The 16973-nt window shown below is 63.5% G+C and carries 18 protein-coding genes; 10 read left to right on the forward strand and 8 right to left on the reverse strand.

Translation table 11 applies throughout. The features are described from left to right. Nucleotides 1-304 precede the first annotated feature (304 nt). Nucleotides 305-499 (forward strand): type II toxin-antitoxin system VapB family antitoxin, encoded by a 195-nt coding sequence (locus DWB85_RS14640; RefSeq protein WP_117956119.1) that lies wholly within the window; start codon nucleotides 305-307, stop codon nucleotides 497-499. After that, complete coding sequence (gene vapC, locus DWB85_RS14645; protein WP_117956121.1) at nucleotides 496-885, forward strand: type II toxin-antitoxin system VapC family toxin; 390 nt, start codon at nucleotides 496-498, stop codon at nucleotides 883-885. The genes DWB85_RS14640 and vapC overlap by 4 nt, the downstream gene beginning before the upstream one ends. A gap of 307 nt (nucleotides 886-1192) precedes the next feature. Here the strand turns inward: vapC and DWB85_RS14650 are convergent, their stop codons facing one another. Both DWB85_RS14650 and pepD read right to left on the reverse strand, forming a co-directional pair. After that, on the reverse strand, nucleotides 1193-2380 hold the full coding sequence (locus DWB85_RS14650) for an amino acid aminotransferase (RefSeq protein ID WP_117956123.1): 1188 nt from the start codon (nucleotides 2378-2380) through the stop codon (nucleotides 1193-1195). Nucleotides 2381-2395: 15 nt separating this feature from the next. After that, on the reverse strand, nucleotides 2396-3838 hold the full coding sequence (pepD, locus tag DWB85_RS14655) for a beta-Ala-His dipeptidase (RefSeq protein WP_117956125.1): 1443 nt from the start codon (nucleotides 3836-3838) through the stop codon (nucleotides 2396-2398). Nucleotides 3839-3983: 145 nt separating this feature from the next. Between pepD and DWB85_RS14660 the strand changes: the two genes are divergently transcribed. After that, entirely contained in the window at nucleotides 3984-4169 is a 186-nt protein-coding gene (locus tag DWB85_RS14660; RefSeq protein WP_133300631.1) for a hypothetical protein, read from the forward strand. Between the two features lie 63 nt (nucleotides 4170-4232). On the opposite strand, the gene DWB85_RS14665 is transcribed toward DWB85_RS14660, so the two are convergent. Continuing rightward, nucleotides 4233-5066, reverse strand: a complete 834-nt coding sequence (locus DWB85_RS14665; RefSeq protein ID WP_117956129.1) for an esterase/lipase family protein — start codon at nucleotides 5064-5066, stop codon at nucleotides 4233-4235. 113 nt (nucleotides 5067-5179) lie between these two features. Here DWB85_RS14665 and cmoA point away from each other — a divergent pair, with 113 nt between their 5' ends. The 6 genes from cmoA to DWB85_RS14695 all read left to right on the forward strand — a co-directional run bounded on the left by cmoA (nucleotide 5180) and on the right by DWB85_RS14695 (nucleotide 10247). Further along, the gene (gene cmoA / locus DWB85_RS14670) at nucleotides 5180-5911 is read left to right on the forward strand and encodes a carboxy-S-adenosyl-L-methionine synthase CmoA (RefSeq protein WP_117956131.1); all 732 of its coding nucleotides are present in this window, start codon (nucleotides 5180-5182) and stop codon (nucleotides 5909-5911) included. Beyond that, on the forward strand, nucleotides 5911-6906 hold the full coding sequence (gene cmoB / locus DWB85_RS14675) for a tRNA 5-methoxyuridine(34)/uridine 5-oxyacetic acid(34) synthase CmoB (protein ID WP_117956133.1): 996 nt from the start codon (nucleotides 5911-5913) through the stop codon (nucleotides 6904-6906). The genes cmoA and cmoB overlap by 1 nt, the downstream gene beginning before the upstream one ends. 116 nt (nucleotides 6907-7022) lie before the next feature. After that, a complete protein-coding gene (gene gshA, locus DWB85_RS14680) occupies nucleotides 7023-8615 on the forward strand; it encodes a glutamate--cysteine ligase (RefSeq protein ID WP_239017341.1) in 1593 nt (530 codons plus the stop codon). Beyond that, a complete protein-coding gene (locus DWB85_RS14685) occupies nucleotides 8612-9199 on the forward strand; it encodes an acyl carrier protein phosphodiesterase (protein WP_117956135.1) in 588 nt (195 codons plus the stop codon). The genes gshA and DWB85_RS14685 overlap by 4 nt, the downstream gene beginning before the upstream one ends. A 75-nt stretch (nucleotides 9200-9274) precedes the next feature. Next, the gene (locus tag DWB85_RS14690) at nucleotides 9275-9784 is read left to right on the forward strand and encodes a disulfide bond formation protein B (protein ID WP_117956137.1); all 510 of its coding nucleotides are present in this window, start codon (nucleotides 9275-9277) and stop codon (nucleotides 9782-9784) included. A 1-nt stretch (nucleotide 9785) separates the two neighbouring features. Continuing rightward, nucleotides 9786-10247 carry a sigma D regulator gene (locus DWB85_RS14695; protein ID WP_117956140.1) on the forward strand — a complete coding sequence of 154 codons (462 nt, stop codon included), beginning with the start codon at nucleotides 9786-9788 and terminating at the stop codon, nucleotides 10245-10247. Between the two features lie 15 nt (nucleotides 10248-10262). Here the strand turns inward: DWB85_RS14695 and DWB85_RS14700 are convergent, their stop codons facing one another. Beyond that, a complete protein-coding gene (locus DWB85_RS14700) occupies nucleotides 10263-11024 on the reverse strand; it encodes a BamJ family beta-barrel-assembly machinery protein (RefSeq protein WP_162846144.1) in 762 nt (253 codons plus the stop codon). A gap of 240 nt (nucleotides 11025-11264) precedes the next feature. Between DWB85_RS14700 and DWB85_RS14705 the strand changes: the two genes are divergently transcribed. After that, on the forward strand, nucleotides 11265-13172 hold the full coding sequence (locus tag DWB85_RS14705) for an ABC-F family ATP-binding cassette domain-containing protein (RefSeq protein ID WP_117956144.1): 1908 nt from the start codon (nucleotides 11265-11267) through the stop codon (nucleotides 13170-13172). On the opposite strand, the gene DWB85_RS14710 is transcribed toward DWB85_RS14705, so the two are convergent. From DWB85_RS14710 to DWB85_RS14725, 4 genes are all read right to left on the reverse strand, one after another. Next, on the reverse strand, nucleotides 13169-13747 hold the full coding sequence (locus tag DWB85_RS14710) for a hypothetical protein (RefSeq protein WP_117956147.1): 579 nt from the start codon (nucleotides 13745-13747) through the stop codon (nucleotides 13169-13171). The genes DWB85_RS14705 and DWB85_RS14710 overlap by 4 nt on opposite strands. Beyond that, a complete protein-coding gene (locus DWB85_RS14715; RefSeq protein ID WP_239017342.1) occupies nucleotides 13734-14003 on the reverse strand; it encodes a GIY-YIG nuclease family protein in 270 nt (89 codons plus the stop codon). The genes DWB85_RS14710 and DWB85_RS14715 overlap by 14 nt, the downstream gene beginning before the upstream one ends. Nucleotides 14004-14009: 6 nt before the next feature. After that, the gene (gene elbB, locus DWB85_RS14720; protein WP_117956149.1) at nucleotides 14010-14663 is read right to left on the reverse strand and encodes an isoprenoid biosynthesis glyoxalase ElbB; all 654 of its coding nucleotides are present in this window, start codon (nucleotides 14661-14663) and stop codon (nucleotides 14010-14012) included. A gap of 107 nt (nucleotides 14664-14770) precedes the next feature. After that, on the reverse strand, nucleotides 14771-16903 hold the full coding sequence (locus DWB85_RS14725) for an FAD-dependent oxidoreductase (RefSeq protein WP_117956151.1): 2133 nt from the start codon (nucleotides 16901-16903) through the stop codon (nucleotides 14771-14773). Between the last annotated feature and the right edge of the window lie 70 nt (nucleotides 16904-16973).

The following is a 16973-nucleotide window of genomic DNA, read 5'->3' on the forward strand; positions in this document are numbered from 1 at the left end:
TGTTAGTTTGCGCCCAGCGTGGATAGGCGAAACGTTTCCGCAGAAACGTGGACGGACAGGGTCTGCTGCCTGAGTGGCCAGTTCAGTGGTTGCTGTGCCCGGAATAGATGCTGGCATGAACCGAATTCCCTCTCGATGCTGCAGGTACATAGCTTCGCCTGGCAGGTTATTTTGCGTACATTAACACCTCAAGCACCGGCGGCGAAACCGCGCAGAGGTTTTGGCGCCCGAGCGCCTTGACTTGTTATGTGTATATTGACGATACTCTATACACATGTTGTTATCGCGTATGGAGTGCCCAAAGATGCGAACCAATATAGAGATTGATGACCAGCTAATGAGCGAGGTTTTGAAAGCGACAGGCCTCAAAACCAAGAAAGATGCCGTTGAACTTGGACTTAAGACTCTGATTAGATTGAATAAACAGGAAAATATAAAGAAATTCCGGGGTAAGTTGCAATGGACAGGTGACCTGGATGATATGCGAACCAACTCATGATCATAGTCGACTCTAGCGTATGGATTGATTATTTCTCTGGGGCAGACACGCCCCAAACTGAGAGGCTTGAAGATACGCTTGGCACTAAACCTGTGGCTATTGGCGATTTGATTCTGACAGAAGTTTTGCAGGGCTTTAGGCATGATAAGGACTATAAAGTTGCCCGAAAGCTTTTCGAAGACGTGACCATCTTCGAAATGCTCGGCACCCACATGGCGATAAAGAGCGCCAATAATTTTAGAGCGCTCAGAAAGAAAGGCATTACAGTACGCAAAACTGCGGACGTGATTATTGCGACATTTTGCATTGAACAGAAACTCCCTCTTCTCTTCTCAGACAAAGATTTCAGTCCCTTTGTAAAACACCTCGGCCTAGCTGAAGCCTGAGATACACATAACAGCTATTTTGACTAAGCCAGTGAGCATCGAAATTCCTTTTCAATATGAGCGGAAGCGTTGTGGACGTTATCTGCCCTCAATCTGACACAATCCCAAGGGGCAGCAATGGGGCCAATAGCGGACCTCGAAAACAGCCTGAATAACGACTGCATACTGTCTCTATCGAGGTGGAAGCGGACATAAATGCCCGATACGCTCTGACACTGTTTGTCAGATCGGCTCTGAGTTATCACAGTTAGCCTTCGTCATCCCAACTTCACCGGCTAACCCAATTGCATCGCCCCCCTGGCGTCAGTTACAACACTTTGGCCACCGCACTGGCGAGATAATCAATATTGCGCGCATTCACCCCCGCCACGTTGATGCGCGAGGAATCCAGCATATACACCGAGTGCTCCTGCCGCAGGCGGATCGCCTGCTCGGTGCTCAGGCCGAGGAACGAGAACATGCCCTTTTCCCGCTCGATAAAGGCGAAGTCGCGACCACTGGCCGCTTCCAGTTTTTCCCGCAGGCTGCTGCGCAGGCGGTTGATCCGGCCGCACATGGCCAGCAGTTCACTGCGCCAGGCCTCGCCCAGGGCGGCATCGTTGAGAATACGGGCGGCTATCAGGGCGCCGTGGGCCGGCGGCATTGAGTACACCCTGCGGGCGGCGACCAGGGCCTGGCTTACCAGGGCCTCGGCGCTGTCCCGGGTCCTGCCCAGGAACAGGGTGGCGCCGGTGCGCTCGCGGTACAGTCCCATGTTCTTCGAGCAGGAGGCGGCAATAACCATTTCCGGCAGCTGCGCGGCGAGCAGGCGCAGGCCGGCTGCGTCCTCTTCCAGGCCGTCGCCCAGACCCTGGTAGGCGATGTCGATAAACGGCATGAAACCCTGGGCCAGGGCCATGTCGGCAATCACCTGCCACTGCGCCAGCGACAGGTCGGCGCCGCAGGGATTGTGACAGCAGCCGTGCAGCAGCACCACATCGCCGGGGCGCGCCCGCTTGAGGTCCTCCACCATGCCGTCGAAGTCGACCCCGTGGCTGGCCGGGTCGTAGTAGCGATAGGTCTCGAAACTCAGGCCGACACTGCCTAGCAGGGGCAGGTGTACCGGCCAGGTGGGATCACTGACCCAGACCCTGGCGTCCGGCGCCGCGGCGTGAATAATCTCGGCGCCAATGCGCAGCGCGCCACAGCCGCCGGGCGCCTGCACACTGCAGACCCGTCCCTCCACCAGGGCGGAATGCCCGGCACCCAGCACCAGGGCCTGCATGCCCGGGTTGAACCCGGCTACCCCCTCGGGGGGCAGGTAGGCCTTGCTGACTTCCGCAGCCGCCAGCGCCGCCTGGGCTTCGGTCACCGCCCTGAACACCGGGCAAACACCCTCCTCGTTCATATAGATCCCGAGGGTCAGGTCCACCTTGTCGGGATTGTCATCGGCACGGGCGACAGCGGCGAGCCCGAGGATGGGGTCGGCGGACAGGCGTTGCAGTTGATCCAGCATGAGTTGGTCCTCGGCTTAGAGTTCGGCCAGCAATTGCTTGAGGAATTGCCAGAAAGGTTCGACGGTGTCTATGCGCAGGCGTTCGCTCGGCGAATGGGCGCCGCGGATCGTGGGACCGAAGGAGAGTATGTCCACGTCAGGCTTCTTGCTCTTGAGAATACCGCACTCGAGGCCGGCATGAATGGCCTTGATCGCCGGCCGCTCGCCGAACATGCGCTGGTGCAACTCGCAGCCCTGCTCCAGCAGGGGGCTGCTGAAGTCCGGCTGCCAGCCGGGGTAGCCGGCATTGCTGCTGACTTCCAGGTCGTAGGCGCGGGCGAGCGCCAGCACCGAATGCTGCAACGGTAGCGACTGGTCCGGGTTGAAGAAACGGTAGCTTGACTCAATGAACAGCTCGCCCCCGTCCAGGCGCACCACCGCCAGGTTAATGCTCAGGTCGACCAGGTCCGCCGGCTGTTCCAGACTGTAGGCCTGGGCGCCGTGGGGAAACAGGGAGACCAGGTCAAGCACACGCAGCGAATCCACCGGGTCCAGGGCCGTGTCGAGGCGGGCCGCCGCAAGCTCCAGTTCCACGCCATGGTCCGCCGGCGGCAGGTAGGCCAGCCACTGCTGGCGCAGCCTGTCGATGCGCTGGCGGATACCGGCCTCCGAGCCCGGCTCACAGCAGAAGCTGACCGTGCCCTCCCGGGGGATCACGTTGTGGGCGATACCGACGTCGATGCCGGCCAGGCGCAGGCCGGGCACGCCGCGCAGGGCCTCGGCCAGCAGCTTGCCCGCATTGGCCAGCTGCTCGTGTATCTGCACGCCGGAATGACCGCCCGCCAGCCCGCGCAGGGTCAGTTGCCAGCAGTCGGCACTGGCCGCCACCGGCTCCCGGGAAAAACTGCGGGAGAACTGCCAGCCGGCGCCGCCGGCGCAGCCGATGTAAAGTTCGTTCCAGTCCTCGGTATCCAGGTTGAGCATCACGGTCCCGCTGAGCAGCGCTGGATCGAGGTTCAGGGCCCCGCCCAGCCCGGTTTCCTCTTCCACGGTGAACAGCAGTTCCAGCGCCGGATGGCTCACCTCGGGGTCGGTCATCACCGCGATGGCGGCAGCGCAACCAATGCCGTTATCGGCCCCCAGGGTGGTGCGGTCGGCGCCCAGCCAGCCATCCTCCACCTGCAGCCGTAGCGGATCGGTGTCGAAGTCGTGCTCGCGGTCGGCGGTTTTCACCGTAACCATGTCGAGGTGATTCTGGATAATGACGGTGGGACTGTCCTCCCTGCCGGGGCTGGCCGACACATAAATCACCAGGTTGCCCGCGGTATCCAGCTGGTGCCGGTGACCGGCCTGCTCCGCCAGGTCGATCACATACTGGCGCACCGCCGCCTCCCGGGCGGAAGGGCGGGGGATCTGGGTGAACTGGTAAAAGTGCTCCCAGATATGGGCGGGTTGCCGGGGGTACTGTTCGGGCTTCATGGCGAGGCAAATCCTGGTCTGCGAAGGCCCGGCATTATAGCCTTGCAGGTCATTTTTCACACAAATTTGCGGCATTTTTTACGCCCAAAGGCGTTTCAGGGGTCCTACAATGGAACTGTGTAAATCCAATTACCGGCAAGAGAACATGAAAAGGATAGATGAAGGCAAAGTGAGCCTGGTGGAGTTTCTCTCCAGCATCAAGTTTGCCCGCCACAACTCCCAGGCCAATGACGCACCCAGCGGCGGCCATTTCGCCCGCTTTGACCAGCGCGTGCCTGTGGGTCGCCAGTTCGGCGCCGAGGACTCCTATCTGGTTCGCAGCGCCAACTAGGGCGCGCTAACCACTTCCCTGCGGCTGGCCCGCCCGGGTACTCCCCTGCCCGCAACAAGGGGCTCAGTCGGCTACCCTGGCCAGCACACCAATGCGCCGGCTCTGGCAAATCCGCCAGCGCCGCTCCGGCGCCACCAGGTGGTTGGCAATTACCGCGAATACCACCGGATTGAAGGGAAAGCCCACGTGGCTGGCCACCACCGCCATATTGGTTACGTAGCGGGGGTCGCCCTCACAGCGCGCAATGCCCTTGCCGACAATACCGTCCGACTCGCTGTACAGGGTCAGTACCGGCACGCGCAATTCACCGCCGCTGTAGGTGTAATCGACCCAGCGTCGCAGCGCCTCTTCCGACTCGCCACCCGGCGGCTGCTGGTTGACGCGTGACATCACACTGTAAAGTGCCGTCCCGCGGGGGTCGCCGAAGGGCGTGCCCAGGGTAATGACCTGGCGAATCCACTGTGGATAGCGGTGCGCCAGGGCGACTGCGTACAGGCCGCCGAGGCTCCAGCCAATCAGGGTCAGCTTTTGCCCGCTGGTCATGAACTCGTGGGCGATACGGTCGGCGATCCTTTCTTCGATCTGTGCCCGGTGCTGCATGAACTCATCGATACTGCTGGCGCTGGCCTCACTGGCGTTGCGGCCAAAGCCCCAGGGTATCGCCCGGTAGCCGCGCTCATTGAGAAAGCTGCGCAGCATGGCGGTTGAGCCGTCGGCGCCCATAAAGCCGGGAATCGTCATCACCGTGTGGCCATCGCCACTGGGCAGGGTTCTGAACACCCGCTTGCAGAGGGCCGAGGCTCCCGCTTCCAGGGCTACCCGGCCCAGCTCAGTGATGCTGTGGCGCAGCCTGGGAGGACGGAGGTCGGGGACGAACCGGGTGGCGACAGTGCTCATAGTATTTACCTGCGGGCGCTAGCGTTATTGGCCTATTGTGGAGGCTTTCCCGGCAGAGAAACAGGGCCGATGGCGCCGATTGGTTTAACATTTCATGCTAGAATCCCGCCCCTATGAGCGATAACAAAGACACAATTTACGCTGACCCCCTGCGGGAGGCGGGGCTGTTCGCCTTCGATGACAACGTGGCCCGGGTTTTCCCGGACATGATCAAGCGCTCGGTACCAGGCTACACCACCATCGTTGCCATGACCGGCCTCATTGCCCAGCGCTACGCCAGTCCCGGCAGCCGGCTGTACGATCTCGGCTGCTCGCTGGGTGCATCCACCCTCGCCATGCGCCAGAATCTGCGCAGTGACAACTGCCGTATCGTCGGCGTGGACAACTCCCGGGCCATGCTGGAGCGATGTCGCAGCATTATCGACACCGATACCCACGACACCCCGGTGGAGCTGATCTGCGCGAACCTGGAAGACGTGGCCATCGAGGATGCCTCGGTGGTGGTGCTCAATTTCACCCTGCAGTTTATCCCCGTGGCGCTTCGCGACGAGGTCATCCAGCGTATTTATTCCGGCCTGCGCCCCGGGGGCATCATGCTGCTGTCGGAAAAACTGAGCTTCGAGGACCCGCACCTGGATGCACTCAATATCGACCTGCACCACGAGTTCAAACGCGCCAACGGCTACAGCGAACTGGAAATTGCCCGCAAGCGGGCGGCAATCGAAAACGTGCTGTTGCCGGAGACCCTGACCACCCACAAGCAGCGCATCGCCACTGCCGGATTCAGTTCCTGCGATGTCTGGTTCCAGTGCTTCAACTTCGCTTCCCTGGTGGCCCTGAAGTGATGGATTACCAGCCGCTGATCGATCGCTGGCGCGACACCGAGCTGGACCGCTGGGCGCAACGGCTGCCGCAACAGCTGGCGCAGGGGCTGTCGCACCAGCGTTACGGTGACCTGGCCCGCTGGCTGGCGGTGCTGGACTCGCTACCGGACATTGCCCCGGACTACTGCACCCTCGACCGCCCCCGGGTCGGCGCCGGCGGCCACCAGCCGCTGCCGCCCCACACCCGGGCCGCGCTCGAACAAAGCCTGATGGGGCTGCACCCCTGGCGCAAGGGGCCATTCGAATTATTTGGCGTTCATATCGATACCGAATGGCGTTCCGACTGGAAATGGCAGCGGCTGCAGGCCGGCATCGCGCCGCTCTCGGGCCGGCGGGTACTGGACGTCGGCTGTGGCAGCGGCTATCACTGCTGGCGCATGCTCGGCGCCGGCGCGGCGGAAGTCATCGGCATCGACCCCACGCCCCTGTTCGTGGTCCAGTTCTGGGCCCTGCAGAAGTACCTGCAACGGCCCGAGGCCTGGGTTATCCCCGCCGGCATTGAACAGGTGCCGGCAAAACTGCAGGCCTTCGACACCGTTTTTTCCATGGGCGTGCTCTATCACCGGCGCTCGCCCATGGACCACCTGCTGGAACTGCGCGACTGCCTGCGCCCCGGGGGCCAGCTGGTACTGGAAACCCTGGTGATCGAGGGGGGAGTGGGCGCCACCCTGGTACCCGAGGGGCGCTATGCGCGCATGGGCAATGTCTGGTTCCTGCCCAGCTGTGACACCCTGCTGGGCTGGCTGCGCAAAACCGGCTTCGAGCGGCCGCGAGTGCTGGATGTGGCGACCACCACCCCCGACGAGCAGCGGGCCACCCCGTGGATGACCTTCCACTCGCTGGCCAATTTCCTCGATCCCGCTAACCCGAGCCGCACGGTCGAGGGCTACCCGGCTCCCCGGCGCGCGGTCATCGCCGCCGAAGCGGCGGGTAGCTGGCAGCCGCGGGTGCCCTGAGCACGGGCGGAGATACCTGTACTCACAGGTACTGTGCGGCTAAACTTGGGCCGGCTCCCGGAAAGCCCGGGAGATCGCACCTCCTCTTCTACTTCGCCACCGACAAGGAGCGCTACTTGGCTTCCCACCTGTTACAACAACTGGAGTCCCTGCGCGGCCCCCACCAGCAGCAGCTGTTGCGCGACATCGGCCGTGGTATCGAAAAAGAAAGCCTGCGCATCACCCCTGAAGGCTTGCTGGCGCAAACGCCGCATCCCCCGGGCCTGGGATCGGCGCTGACCCACGATTCCATCACCACCGACTACTCGGAAGCACTGCTGGAGTTCATCACCCCGGTCAGCACCAGTATCGAGGCCAGTCTGGCGACGCTGGAGGATATTCATACCTATGTCTACAGCCAGCTCGCCGATGAATTGCTGTGGTGCACCTCCATGCCCTGCCAGCTGGGCAACGATGAGGATATCCCGGTGGCCCGCTATGGCAGCTCGAACGTGGCAAAAATGAAGACCGTCTATCGCTACGGACTGGGCTACCGCTACGGTCGGGTCATGCAGACCATTGCCGGCATTCACTACAATTTCTCCATGCCCCGGGCCTACTGGGATCAGGCCTGGGCCGGGGCGGGCAAACCGGGGGAGCTGCAGGACTACATCAGCGAGCGCTACCTCGGCCTGATCCGCAACTTCCGCCGCTACTCGTGGCTGCTGATCTACCTGTTTGGCGCCTCGCCCGCCGTGTGCGGCAGCTTCCTGCGCAATCGCGACAACCACGGGCTGCAGCCCTTTGGCGATGGCCACAGCCTGTACCTGCCCCACGGCACCGCCCTGCGCATGGGCGACCTGGGGTACAACAGCGAGGCTCAGAAGGGGCTCCGCATCTGCTACAACTCGCTGCCCAACTATGTCGAGACCCTGCGCAGCGCCATCATGCAGCCCCACCCCGCTTATGCCAGCTACAGCAGCGGTGAGGACGGCAACTACCAGCAGCTCAATGACTCGCTGCTGCAGATCGAAAACGAGTTCTACAGCCCCATCCGCCCCAAGCGCGTGACCCGCTCCGGAGAGACCCCGCTGCACGCCCTCACCGAACGGGGCATCGAGTACATCGAGGTGCGCTGCGTGGATGTCAGCCCGTTCTCGCCGCTGGGCCTGGATGCGGTGGAAATCCGCTTCCTCGACACCTTCCTGCTGTACTGTCTTCTGGAGCAAAGCCCGCCCTGCGACGAGCAGGAACAGGATTGCATGGCGGCCAACATGGCGGCGGTAGTCAACCGCGGGCGCGAACCGGGCCTGCAACTGCGCTGCCACGGCGGCGGGCGCACGCTGAGCGACTGGGCCGGCGACCTGCTGGCGGACCTGGGGCCGATTGCCGAGGCCCTGGACGCGGCCCACGGCGGCGGTGCCTACAGCGAATCCCTGCGCGAACAGGCGGCCAAGGTGGCCGACGCCGAGTTGACGCCCTCGGCGCGGGTACTGCGCGAGATGCGCGAGCAGGGCCAGCCCTTCTTTCGCTTCGCCATGGCCTACAGCGAGCGCTGGGCCGGGCATTTTCGGCAACAGACCCTGGCCCCGGACACCGCGGCACGGTTTGCTCGCCAGGCAAAGGAATCACTGCAGGCCCAGCGCGAGCTGGAGGCGGCCGAGGAGATCAGCTTCGAGCAGTACCTGGCCAACTTCTACCACCAGTACCAGACCCTGCCGCGCCCTTGAATTATCTGGCCCACTTCCAGCTCGCCTGGCCGCAGGAGGGCCTGGTCGTGGGCGCGCTGGAAGGTGACTACCGCAAGGGCCCGCTGGATGGCGCCCTGCCCGACGCCATTGAGCAGGGTGTCAGGCTGCACCGGGCCATCGACGCATTCACTGACCAGCACCCGCTGATGGCCCAGCTGCGCCGTGAGTTTGCAGCCCCGCTGCGCCGCTACGCCGGCATTCTTATCGATCTCAGCTTTGATCACTACCTGAGCCGCCACTGGACCGACTACAGCGACCAGCAGCAGGCGGACTTCCATCGCAGCGTGTATGCCAGCCTGCAGCGCAACCGGCACCACCTGAGCCCGCCGGCGCAGCGCATGTACGCGCGCATGCGCCAGCATGACCTGCTCGGCCGTTACGGCGAGTGGGAAACCATACCCGCGACCGCCGCCCGCATCGGCGAGCGGTTCCGCCGCGGCAACCCTTTCCTCCAGGCCGGGGACCAGCTGGAACCGGTGCGCCAGCGGCTGGAACTGGGGTTTCGCGAGTTTTACCCGGAAGTGGTCGAGTTCTGCTTCAGGTTCAAGCAGGAGTTGAACTAAAATCGCTAGCGACTATCGAAATTGAGCCGCCCTGAACGCTCCGGGGCACGCCCGTCACTGCAAGGAACCCGCTGCATGCTGCAAACCCTTTCTCCCCGCCTGGTTTTCGCCGGACTGGCCGGGCTGGCCGTTGTCTCCATGGCCTTTGCCATGATCTACCTGGAAAGCTTCCTCAACCTCGCGGCCTGCCCGCTGTGCATGACCCAGCGGGTTTTCGTGGTGGCCTGGGGCGCGATCGCGCTGCTGGCGGTCATCCACAACCCCCGCAGCCTGGGCAACCGGGTCTACGGCGCCCTCTGCGGCCTGGCGGCCATTACCGGCGGCGCCGTTGCCGCGCGCCATGTGTGGTTGCAGTACCTGCCGCCGGAGGACGTGCCGGCCTGCGGCCCCAGTCTGCAGTACATGCTGGAAACCCTGCCCCTGGGCGAGACGTTTTCCATCATGATGATGGGCGACGGCAACTGCGCCGAGACCCAGTGGACCTTCCTGGGTCTGTCCATCCCGGAACAGACCCTGCTGCTGTTTGTGGTTACAACCCTGATCTGCCTGTGGCAGACTTTCCGTTCTTACCCCCAGGACAGCTGATATGCCCCACAGGAATCCCCAGCAACAGTTTGACGCGGTCGAAGACCTGCTGACCCGCTGGCTCAAGGAGCGCCGCCAGGTGCTGGGCAAGTACACCGAAATCGTTGTCGGCATGGATGGCCTGCTGGACCGGGAAGCCCTGGGCAAGCGCCAGCGCCTGCTCTGCGAGCTGCTGGTGGACTATGTATCAGCGGGTCATTTTGAGGTGTATCACGAGCTGCTGGAAGAAGCCGAGAGTTTCGGCGACGGCAGCGGCAGCCTGGCGGAAAAACTGATGCCCGCTATCGGCGACACCACGGAAGTCATCCTCGCCTACGAGGAGAAGTACACCTCGGCGAACTGCGACAGCGGAAAATTGAAAAGAGACCTGTCGGCCCTGGGGGAAGTGCTGGAATCGCGCTTTCTGCTGGAGGACCAGCTGATCGCCGGCCTCCACAACAGTCACCGGCGCCAGCAGGGCTGACGCCGGACACAGCGTTTACTCCGCCGCGTCTTCTTCTGCCTGGCTGGGAATGGAAACCAGCTCGACCTCAAAGATCAGCGCGGAATTGGGACCGATCATCTGGCCCGCGCCACCGGCACCGTAACCCAGCTCCGGCGGAATGTAGAGATTCCACTTGGAGCCGACCGGCATCAGCTGCAGCGCCTCGGTCCAGCCGGGAATAACCTGGCCCACACCAAAGGTGACAGTCTCGCCGCGCTTGTAGGAGGAGTCGAATTCGGTGCCGTCTATCAGGGTACCGCGATAGTGCACTTCCACGGTATCTTCCGGGCCGGGCCTGGGGCCTTCTGCCGCTTCGACAATCTCGTACTGCAGGCCGCTTTCAGTGACGACAACGCCTTCGCGAGCCTTGTTTTCTTCCAGGTAGGTGGTGGCGGCGGCAAGGTTCGCCTCACCCAGCGCAGCCTGGGCAGCCTGTTGCTCGGCCATCATCTTTTCCTGGTAGGCCTGCATCTCGGCCTGGATCTCTTCCTGGGTCATCCGGCTTTCTTTACCCTCGGCACCGTCACGGAAACCGGCGGCGAAAGCGTCAATGTCCATGGGCATACCATCCGCGGCCATGCGCTGGCCAAGGCCAAAGGCGATGCCGTAGCTCAGGCGCTGGTCGGTGTTTTCCAGGGTGACTTCGGCCGCGGAGGCCGTGTCGGTGCTGGCAGTCTCGGTGCTGGCAGTCTGTTCATTACAGGCTTGCAGGCTGACCAGGCCAGCCAGGGCAAGCGGCAGTGCGTACTTCTTCATATATTCATCCATTATCTGAAACTATCGGGGGCATCTGGAACGCCCTTGTGACTGCAGCCGCCCTGTCCCGCTAAAACGGCCAGTTCCGACCGGGCATCCGCCAGCAGTCGTCAGCGTGGGATTGGAGGGAGTTGCAGTGGCCCGACAGTTTACTATTCGTCTTGAGGGGTTACTACCCCCGGCAGGCAACACCGGAAGCGCTGGTTATGACCCCGCCGCCAGCGTAAAATTCGCCGCCTCATGATTATTTTACGCGACATCGAACTCCGGCGGGGCAGCAAGCTGCTGTTCCAGGATGCCCAGCTGACCATCCAGCCCGGCCAGAACCTGGCCCTGATCGGCGCCAACGGCAGCGGCAAGTCGAGCCTGTTCGCCATGCTGCTGGGCGACCTCGGGGCCGACACTGGCGAGATCCAGGGGATGAACAATCTGCGCCTGTCGCACATGGCCCAGGAAGTTCACGCCAGCGACCAGCCGGCGGCCGACTATGTCTGGCGCGGTGACGACCACCTGGCCGGGTTGATGGACCAGCTGGCCGCGCTGGAGGCCCGGGAGGCCTACGAGGAAGCCGCCCCCATCCACGGCGAGCTGGAAGCGATAGACGGTTACAGTGCGCCGCGGCGCGCCGAGCTGCTGCTGCAGGGCCTGGGCTTCGCCGAGAATGCGGCGACACGGCCAGTGAGTGATTTTTCCGGCGGCTGGCGTATTCGCCTCAATCTCGCCCGGGCACTGATGACGCCCTCGGACGTGTTGCTGCTGGACGAGCCGACCAACCACCTGGACCTGGACGCCACCCTCTGGCTGCAGCAATGGCTGCAGCAATACCCGGGCACCCTGCTGATGATCTCCCACGACCGGGACTTTATCGATGCCACCTGCGAGCGAATCCTGCACATCGAGCACCAGCAGATTATTTCCTACAAGGGCAACTACTCCCAGTTTGAGGCCCAGCGGGCAGAGCGCCTGGCCAACCAGCAGGCCAGCTTCGAGAAGCAGCAGCGCCGCATTGCCGAGATCGATGACTTCGTGCGCCGTTTCCGCTACAAGGCAACCAAGGCCAGGCAGGCCCAAAGCCGACTGAAGGAACTGGAGCGCATGCAAACCCTGGCGCCGGCGCACATCGATTCGCCCTTCGACTTCAGCTTTCTGCCTCCGGAGAAATCCAGTGACCCCCTGCTGCGCCTCGACGAGGCGGCACTGGGCTACGGCCAGTCGCCGGTGCTGCAGGGTGTCGACCTGGTGCTGCGCCCCGGCAGTCGTTACGGGCTGCTGGGCCGCAATGGCGCCGGCAAGTCCACCCTGCTGAAATCCCTGGTGGGACAGCTACCGCTGCTGGCCGGTGACATCAGCGCCGGGGAACACTGCCGCATCGGCTACTTCGACCAGCAGCAGCTGGAAGCGCTGGATATGGCGGCCAGCCCCGACCTGCACATCCAGCGTCTGAGCCCGCAGGCCCGGGAGCAGGACATTCTCAACTTCCTCGGCGGTTTCAATTTTCGCGGCGACGCGGCCACCAGCCCCGTCGGCCCCTTCTCCGGGGGCGAGAAAGCCCGCCTGGCGCTGGCCATGGTGGTCTGGCAGAAACCCAACCTGCTGGTGCTGGACGAACCCACCAACCACCTGGACCTGGAAATGCGCCACGCGATGGAGCTGGCACTGCAGGCTTATGAGGGCGCGTTGATCCTGGTCAGCCACGACCGCCATATGCTGCGCAACACGGTGGAAGAGCTGTTGCTGGTGCACGACGGCAGGGTCGACGAATACCAGCAGGACCTCGAGGGCTACGAAAAGTGGATACTGTCCAGCTTCCGGGCGGACAGGCCCGGCGAGCAGGCCACTGAGGCCAGCGACAGTTCGCGCAGGGAAAAACGCCAGCAGGCGGCGGCCCGGCGCGAGCGCCTGCGGCCACTGAAAAAGCAGCTGGAGAAAACCGAGCGGGAGATGGCCAGACTGGAGCGCGAGCTGCCGGTCGTCCAGGCGCAGCTGGCGGACACCGAGCTGTACAGCGATGCGCGCAAAAGCGAGCTTGCCGACCTGCTCCGGCAGGAGGCCGAACTGAAAACCAGTGCCGAGCAACTCGACCAGGAGTGGCTTGAGCTGCAGGAAGAGCTCGAGGAACTGGAGGCCAGCCAGGACTGTTCACACTAAGGGGTCAGTTTACGCCACAGCCTCCTGGCACGCAGCGCCGCCCAGCGCAGCGGTGCCAGCATCCGGTAACGAAAGCGCCCGTGATCGGCCAGTTGCAGGGCCAGTGCTTCAATACTGGTCTCGCTGAAACTGTTATGCGCTTCCACCGGCGCCCGGTAGTCCGCCTTTAATGCCAGCTGGTAGCGGCCCTGCAGCCACTGTGCCAGGCGCTGCATATCCTGACGGGAAAAATGCCCCACACCCTCCGCAGACAACAGCAACCGGCTGGCATTGCTGGCGGCGAAGCTTTTATCGAGACAGGCCCGGGTCTGCCGGTTGTAGCTTGCGATGGCATCGTCGCTGACCAGGCCGCGAGCGGCGAGACGCCGGCGCACATCGTCCTGGCTGGCGAACATGATGCGCAGCGGCAGGGAGTGATTGCCGCGGAATTGCCGCTCGTGGGGAAAGTCCGTGGGGTAAAGAAGGTCGCAGCTTGATTCCAGCCAACGGGCATGCCTGAGTACATCGCCCTGTATGGAGGTCGTGCCGGTCTTGCCCAGGCCAATGTGCAGGAACAGGGTGTTAAATCGCTTCACCGGGGCTCGCTCCCGCCAGGGCAAGTTTTTGCGCCCGGGTGAGTTTCTTGATGGCCGCCTCCCGGGCCTGGGCCAGGCTGCGGTCAACGGCGGATTCCGACCACAGCAGGCGAACCGGGCGCCTGCCGCTGGTATACCTGGGGCCGCCGCTCAGCTCGCCGTTGTGCTGGCGCAGTCGCCGCGGCAAATCCCTGGCGACCCCGGTGTAGAGTGTGCCGTCCGCACACTCCAGCAGATAGATCGTCCAGCAGGTCACGGGCGGTCAGGCCAGGGCCAGCACTTCCCTGACGCAATCGCCGATCCCGGCATAGGCCTCGGACACGCTGCCGGCCAGCATATACGCCGGGGTGGTGACCATTTTTTTGTCGGCGTCGACCCTGGCCTCGGTAACCGGACACTCCAGGTGTTCGCCGCCCATGGCATTGATGGCAGCGGCGACGTCCGGGTCATTGCCCACGGTGCAGCGGGTACCCTCACCGCAGATGGCGGCAGCCATCACCGGTGCGATGCAGATCAGGCCGATGGGCTTGCCCGCCTGGTGGAAATCCCTGGCCAGCTGCAGGAAATCCTCCTGCACGGTCATGCCATCGCCGGCCACGGCGAAGTCGCACAGGTTCTTGGCGGCGCCAAAACCGCCGGGCACCAGCAGGGCGTCGAAATCAGCCGCCCGCGCCTCGGCCAGGGGCTTGATCTCGCCCCGGGCAATACGCGCCGCTTCCACCAGCACATTGCGGCTCTCGCCCTCGACCGGCTCGCCGGTGAGGTGATTGATCACATGCAGCTGCTCCCGGTCCGGGGCAAAGCACTGGTAACTGGCACCCTGCTGCTCCAGGCACAGCAGCGACAGCACTGCTTCGTTAACCTCTGCGCCATCGTATACGCCACAGCCGGCGAGAATCACTGCCACTTCCGTCATTGTGCATCTCCTGTTTTGCCAATCCCGGCGGGTACCGGGTGAATTACCCTGATCGGGGAGGAATACTAATGGATTAGGGCGGCGGCGAACACCGCCACCGCGGCCATTCAGCCGCGGACCATGCGATGATAGCGCTCTACCAGCGCCAGCAGTTTTTCTGGTTTGCGCGCCTTGCGCCACTCGCCGGCCAGGAACTTGTTGCTCTCGCCCAGGGTGGGATAGATGTGGATAGTGGCAAGAATTTTATTCAGGCCGAGGCCATGTTTCATGGCCATGACGAATTCGTTGATCAATTCCCCGGCGTGATAACCGACAATGGTCGCCCCCAGGATGCGGTCGCTGCCGGGGGCGGTGAGCACCTTCACAAAACCGCCGGCCTCGCCGTCGGCAATGGCACGGTCGAGGTCGCTGATATCGTAACGGCTTACCTCACAGGCAATACCCCGCTCCGCCGCTTCCTTCTCGTTAAGGCCCACCCGGCCCACCTCGGGATCGGTGAATGTAGCCCAGGGCACGACCGAGTAATCCACCCGGAATCGGCGGAAACGACCGAACAGCGCGTTTACCGTGGCGTACCAGGCCTGGTGGCTGGCCATATGGGTGAACTGGTAGGGGCCGGCGACATCCCCGGCGGCGAAAATGGTCGGCATGGCTGTGCGCAGGTAGTCGTCTACCACTACCTGGCCCTGCGGGTTACAGGCAACGCCCACGGATTCCAGGCCCATATTGTCGACGTTGGCGGTCCGTCCCACCGCCAGCAGCACCCTGTCGAAGCCCAGGCTGCGCTGCTCGCCGCCAACCGAGACGACACAGCTGTTTTCAGGCGTCGCGTGGAAAGCCAGCGGCTCGGCAGCGCAGATGACCTGCATGCCCTCGGCGACAAAAGCCGCCTGTACATGGGCGGAAACCTCGGGGTCCTCCCGGGGCATGATACGTTCGGCATGGGTGACCAGCGTAACCTCACTGCCCAGGGCGCAAAAGGCCTGGGCCAGTTCACAGCCAATCGGCCCGGCGCCCAGCACCAGCAGCCTCGACGGCAACTGCTGCAGTTGCCACACCGAGTCCGAGGTGAGGTAGTCGACTCCGTCCAGCCCGGGAATGTCCGGCATGCGCGGCCGGGCACCGCTGGCCAGCACAATGCGCGGGGCGCTGATACGCCGGCCGTCCACTTCCACTTCCCAGGGCGAGACAATCCTGGCCTCCCCCTGCAGGCAGTCCACGCCCAGCGAGGTAAACCGCTCCACCGAATCGTGGGGTTCTATGGTCTTGATCACCCGCTGTACCCGCTGCATCACCGCGCCGAAACGGACATTAACCGTCATTGGCGCCAGGCCGAACTCCTCTGCCCTGCCGGCGTAGCGGGCCATGCGCGCGGAGCGGATCAGGGCCTTGGAGGGTACACAGCCGGTATTGAGGCAGTCGCCACCCATTGTATCGCGCTCCACCAGGGTAACTTTTGCTTTTACCGTGGCCGCGATCAGGGCGGAAACCAGTCCGGCGGAGCCAGCGCCAATAACGATCAGGTTGCTGTCGAAGCTGTCCGGCCGGTCCCAGCCAGCGAGCTTGCGGCGCGCCGCCAGCCAGCCTACCAGGAAGCGGGCCAGCAGCGGAAACAGGCCCAGCAACACAAAGGAACCGAGCAACCCGGGGGAGACAATCCCCGCCAGGGACTCCAGCTGCCCCAGCTGGGTGCCCGCGTTCACGTACACCGCGGTGGCGGGCAACATGCCCAGCTGGGAGACCCAGTAGTAGCGCCAGACCCCGATCGGCAACAAACCCATCAACAGGTTGATGACAAAAAACGGAAACAGCGGCACCAGGCGCAGGGTGAACAGGTAGAACGATCCATCCCGGGCAAAGCCGCTGTTGATGGCCTTCAGCTGGCGCCCGAACCGGCCCTGCACCCAGTCACGCAGGAGGGTCCGCGACACCAGGAAGGCCAGCGTCGCGCCCACCGTGCTGCCAAAGGACACCAGTAACAGGGCATACCAGAAGCCGAACAGGGCGCCCCCGGCCAGGGTCATCACCGCGGCACCGGGCACCGACAGCCCGGTCACCGCCACGTAAACCGCGAAATAGGCTGCCCCGGCCAGCAGCGGGTTGCGCTGGTACCAGCTGCGCAGTTCGTCCATGCGTTCCTGCACCACGGCCAGTTGCAGGTACTGCCCCAGGTCGAGGGCAAACCAGGCCAGCAGGGCCAGCCCGATAACCGAGACAATCAACAGTTGTTTTTTGTTCATGCGTCCCCATCTCTGTCGCTAACAGCCGGCGCCGGCAGCCACTGGCGCCGGGACTACAGGCCGGTCTGAG

The sequence above is a fragment of the Seongchinamella sediminis genome (assembly GCF_003457605.1).
GTDB classification, from domain to species: Bacteria; Pseudomonadota; Gammaproteobacteria; order Pseudomonadales; family Halieaceae; genus Halioglobus; species Halioglobus sediminis.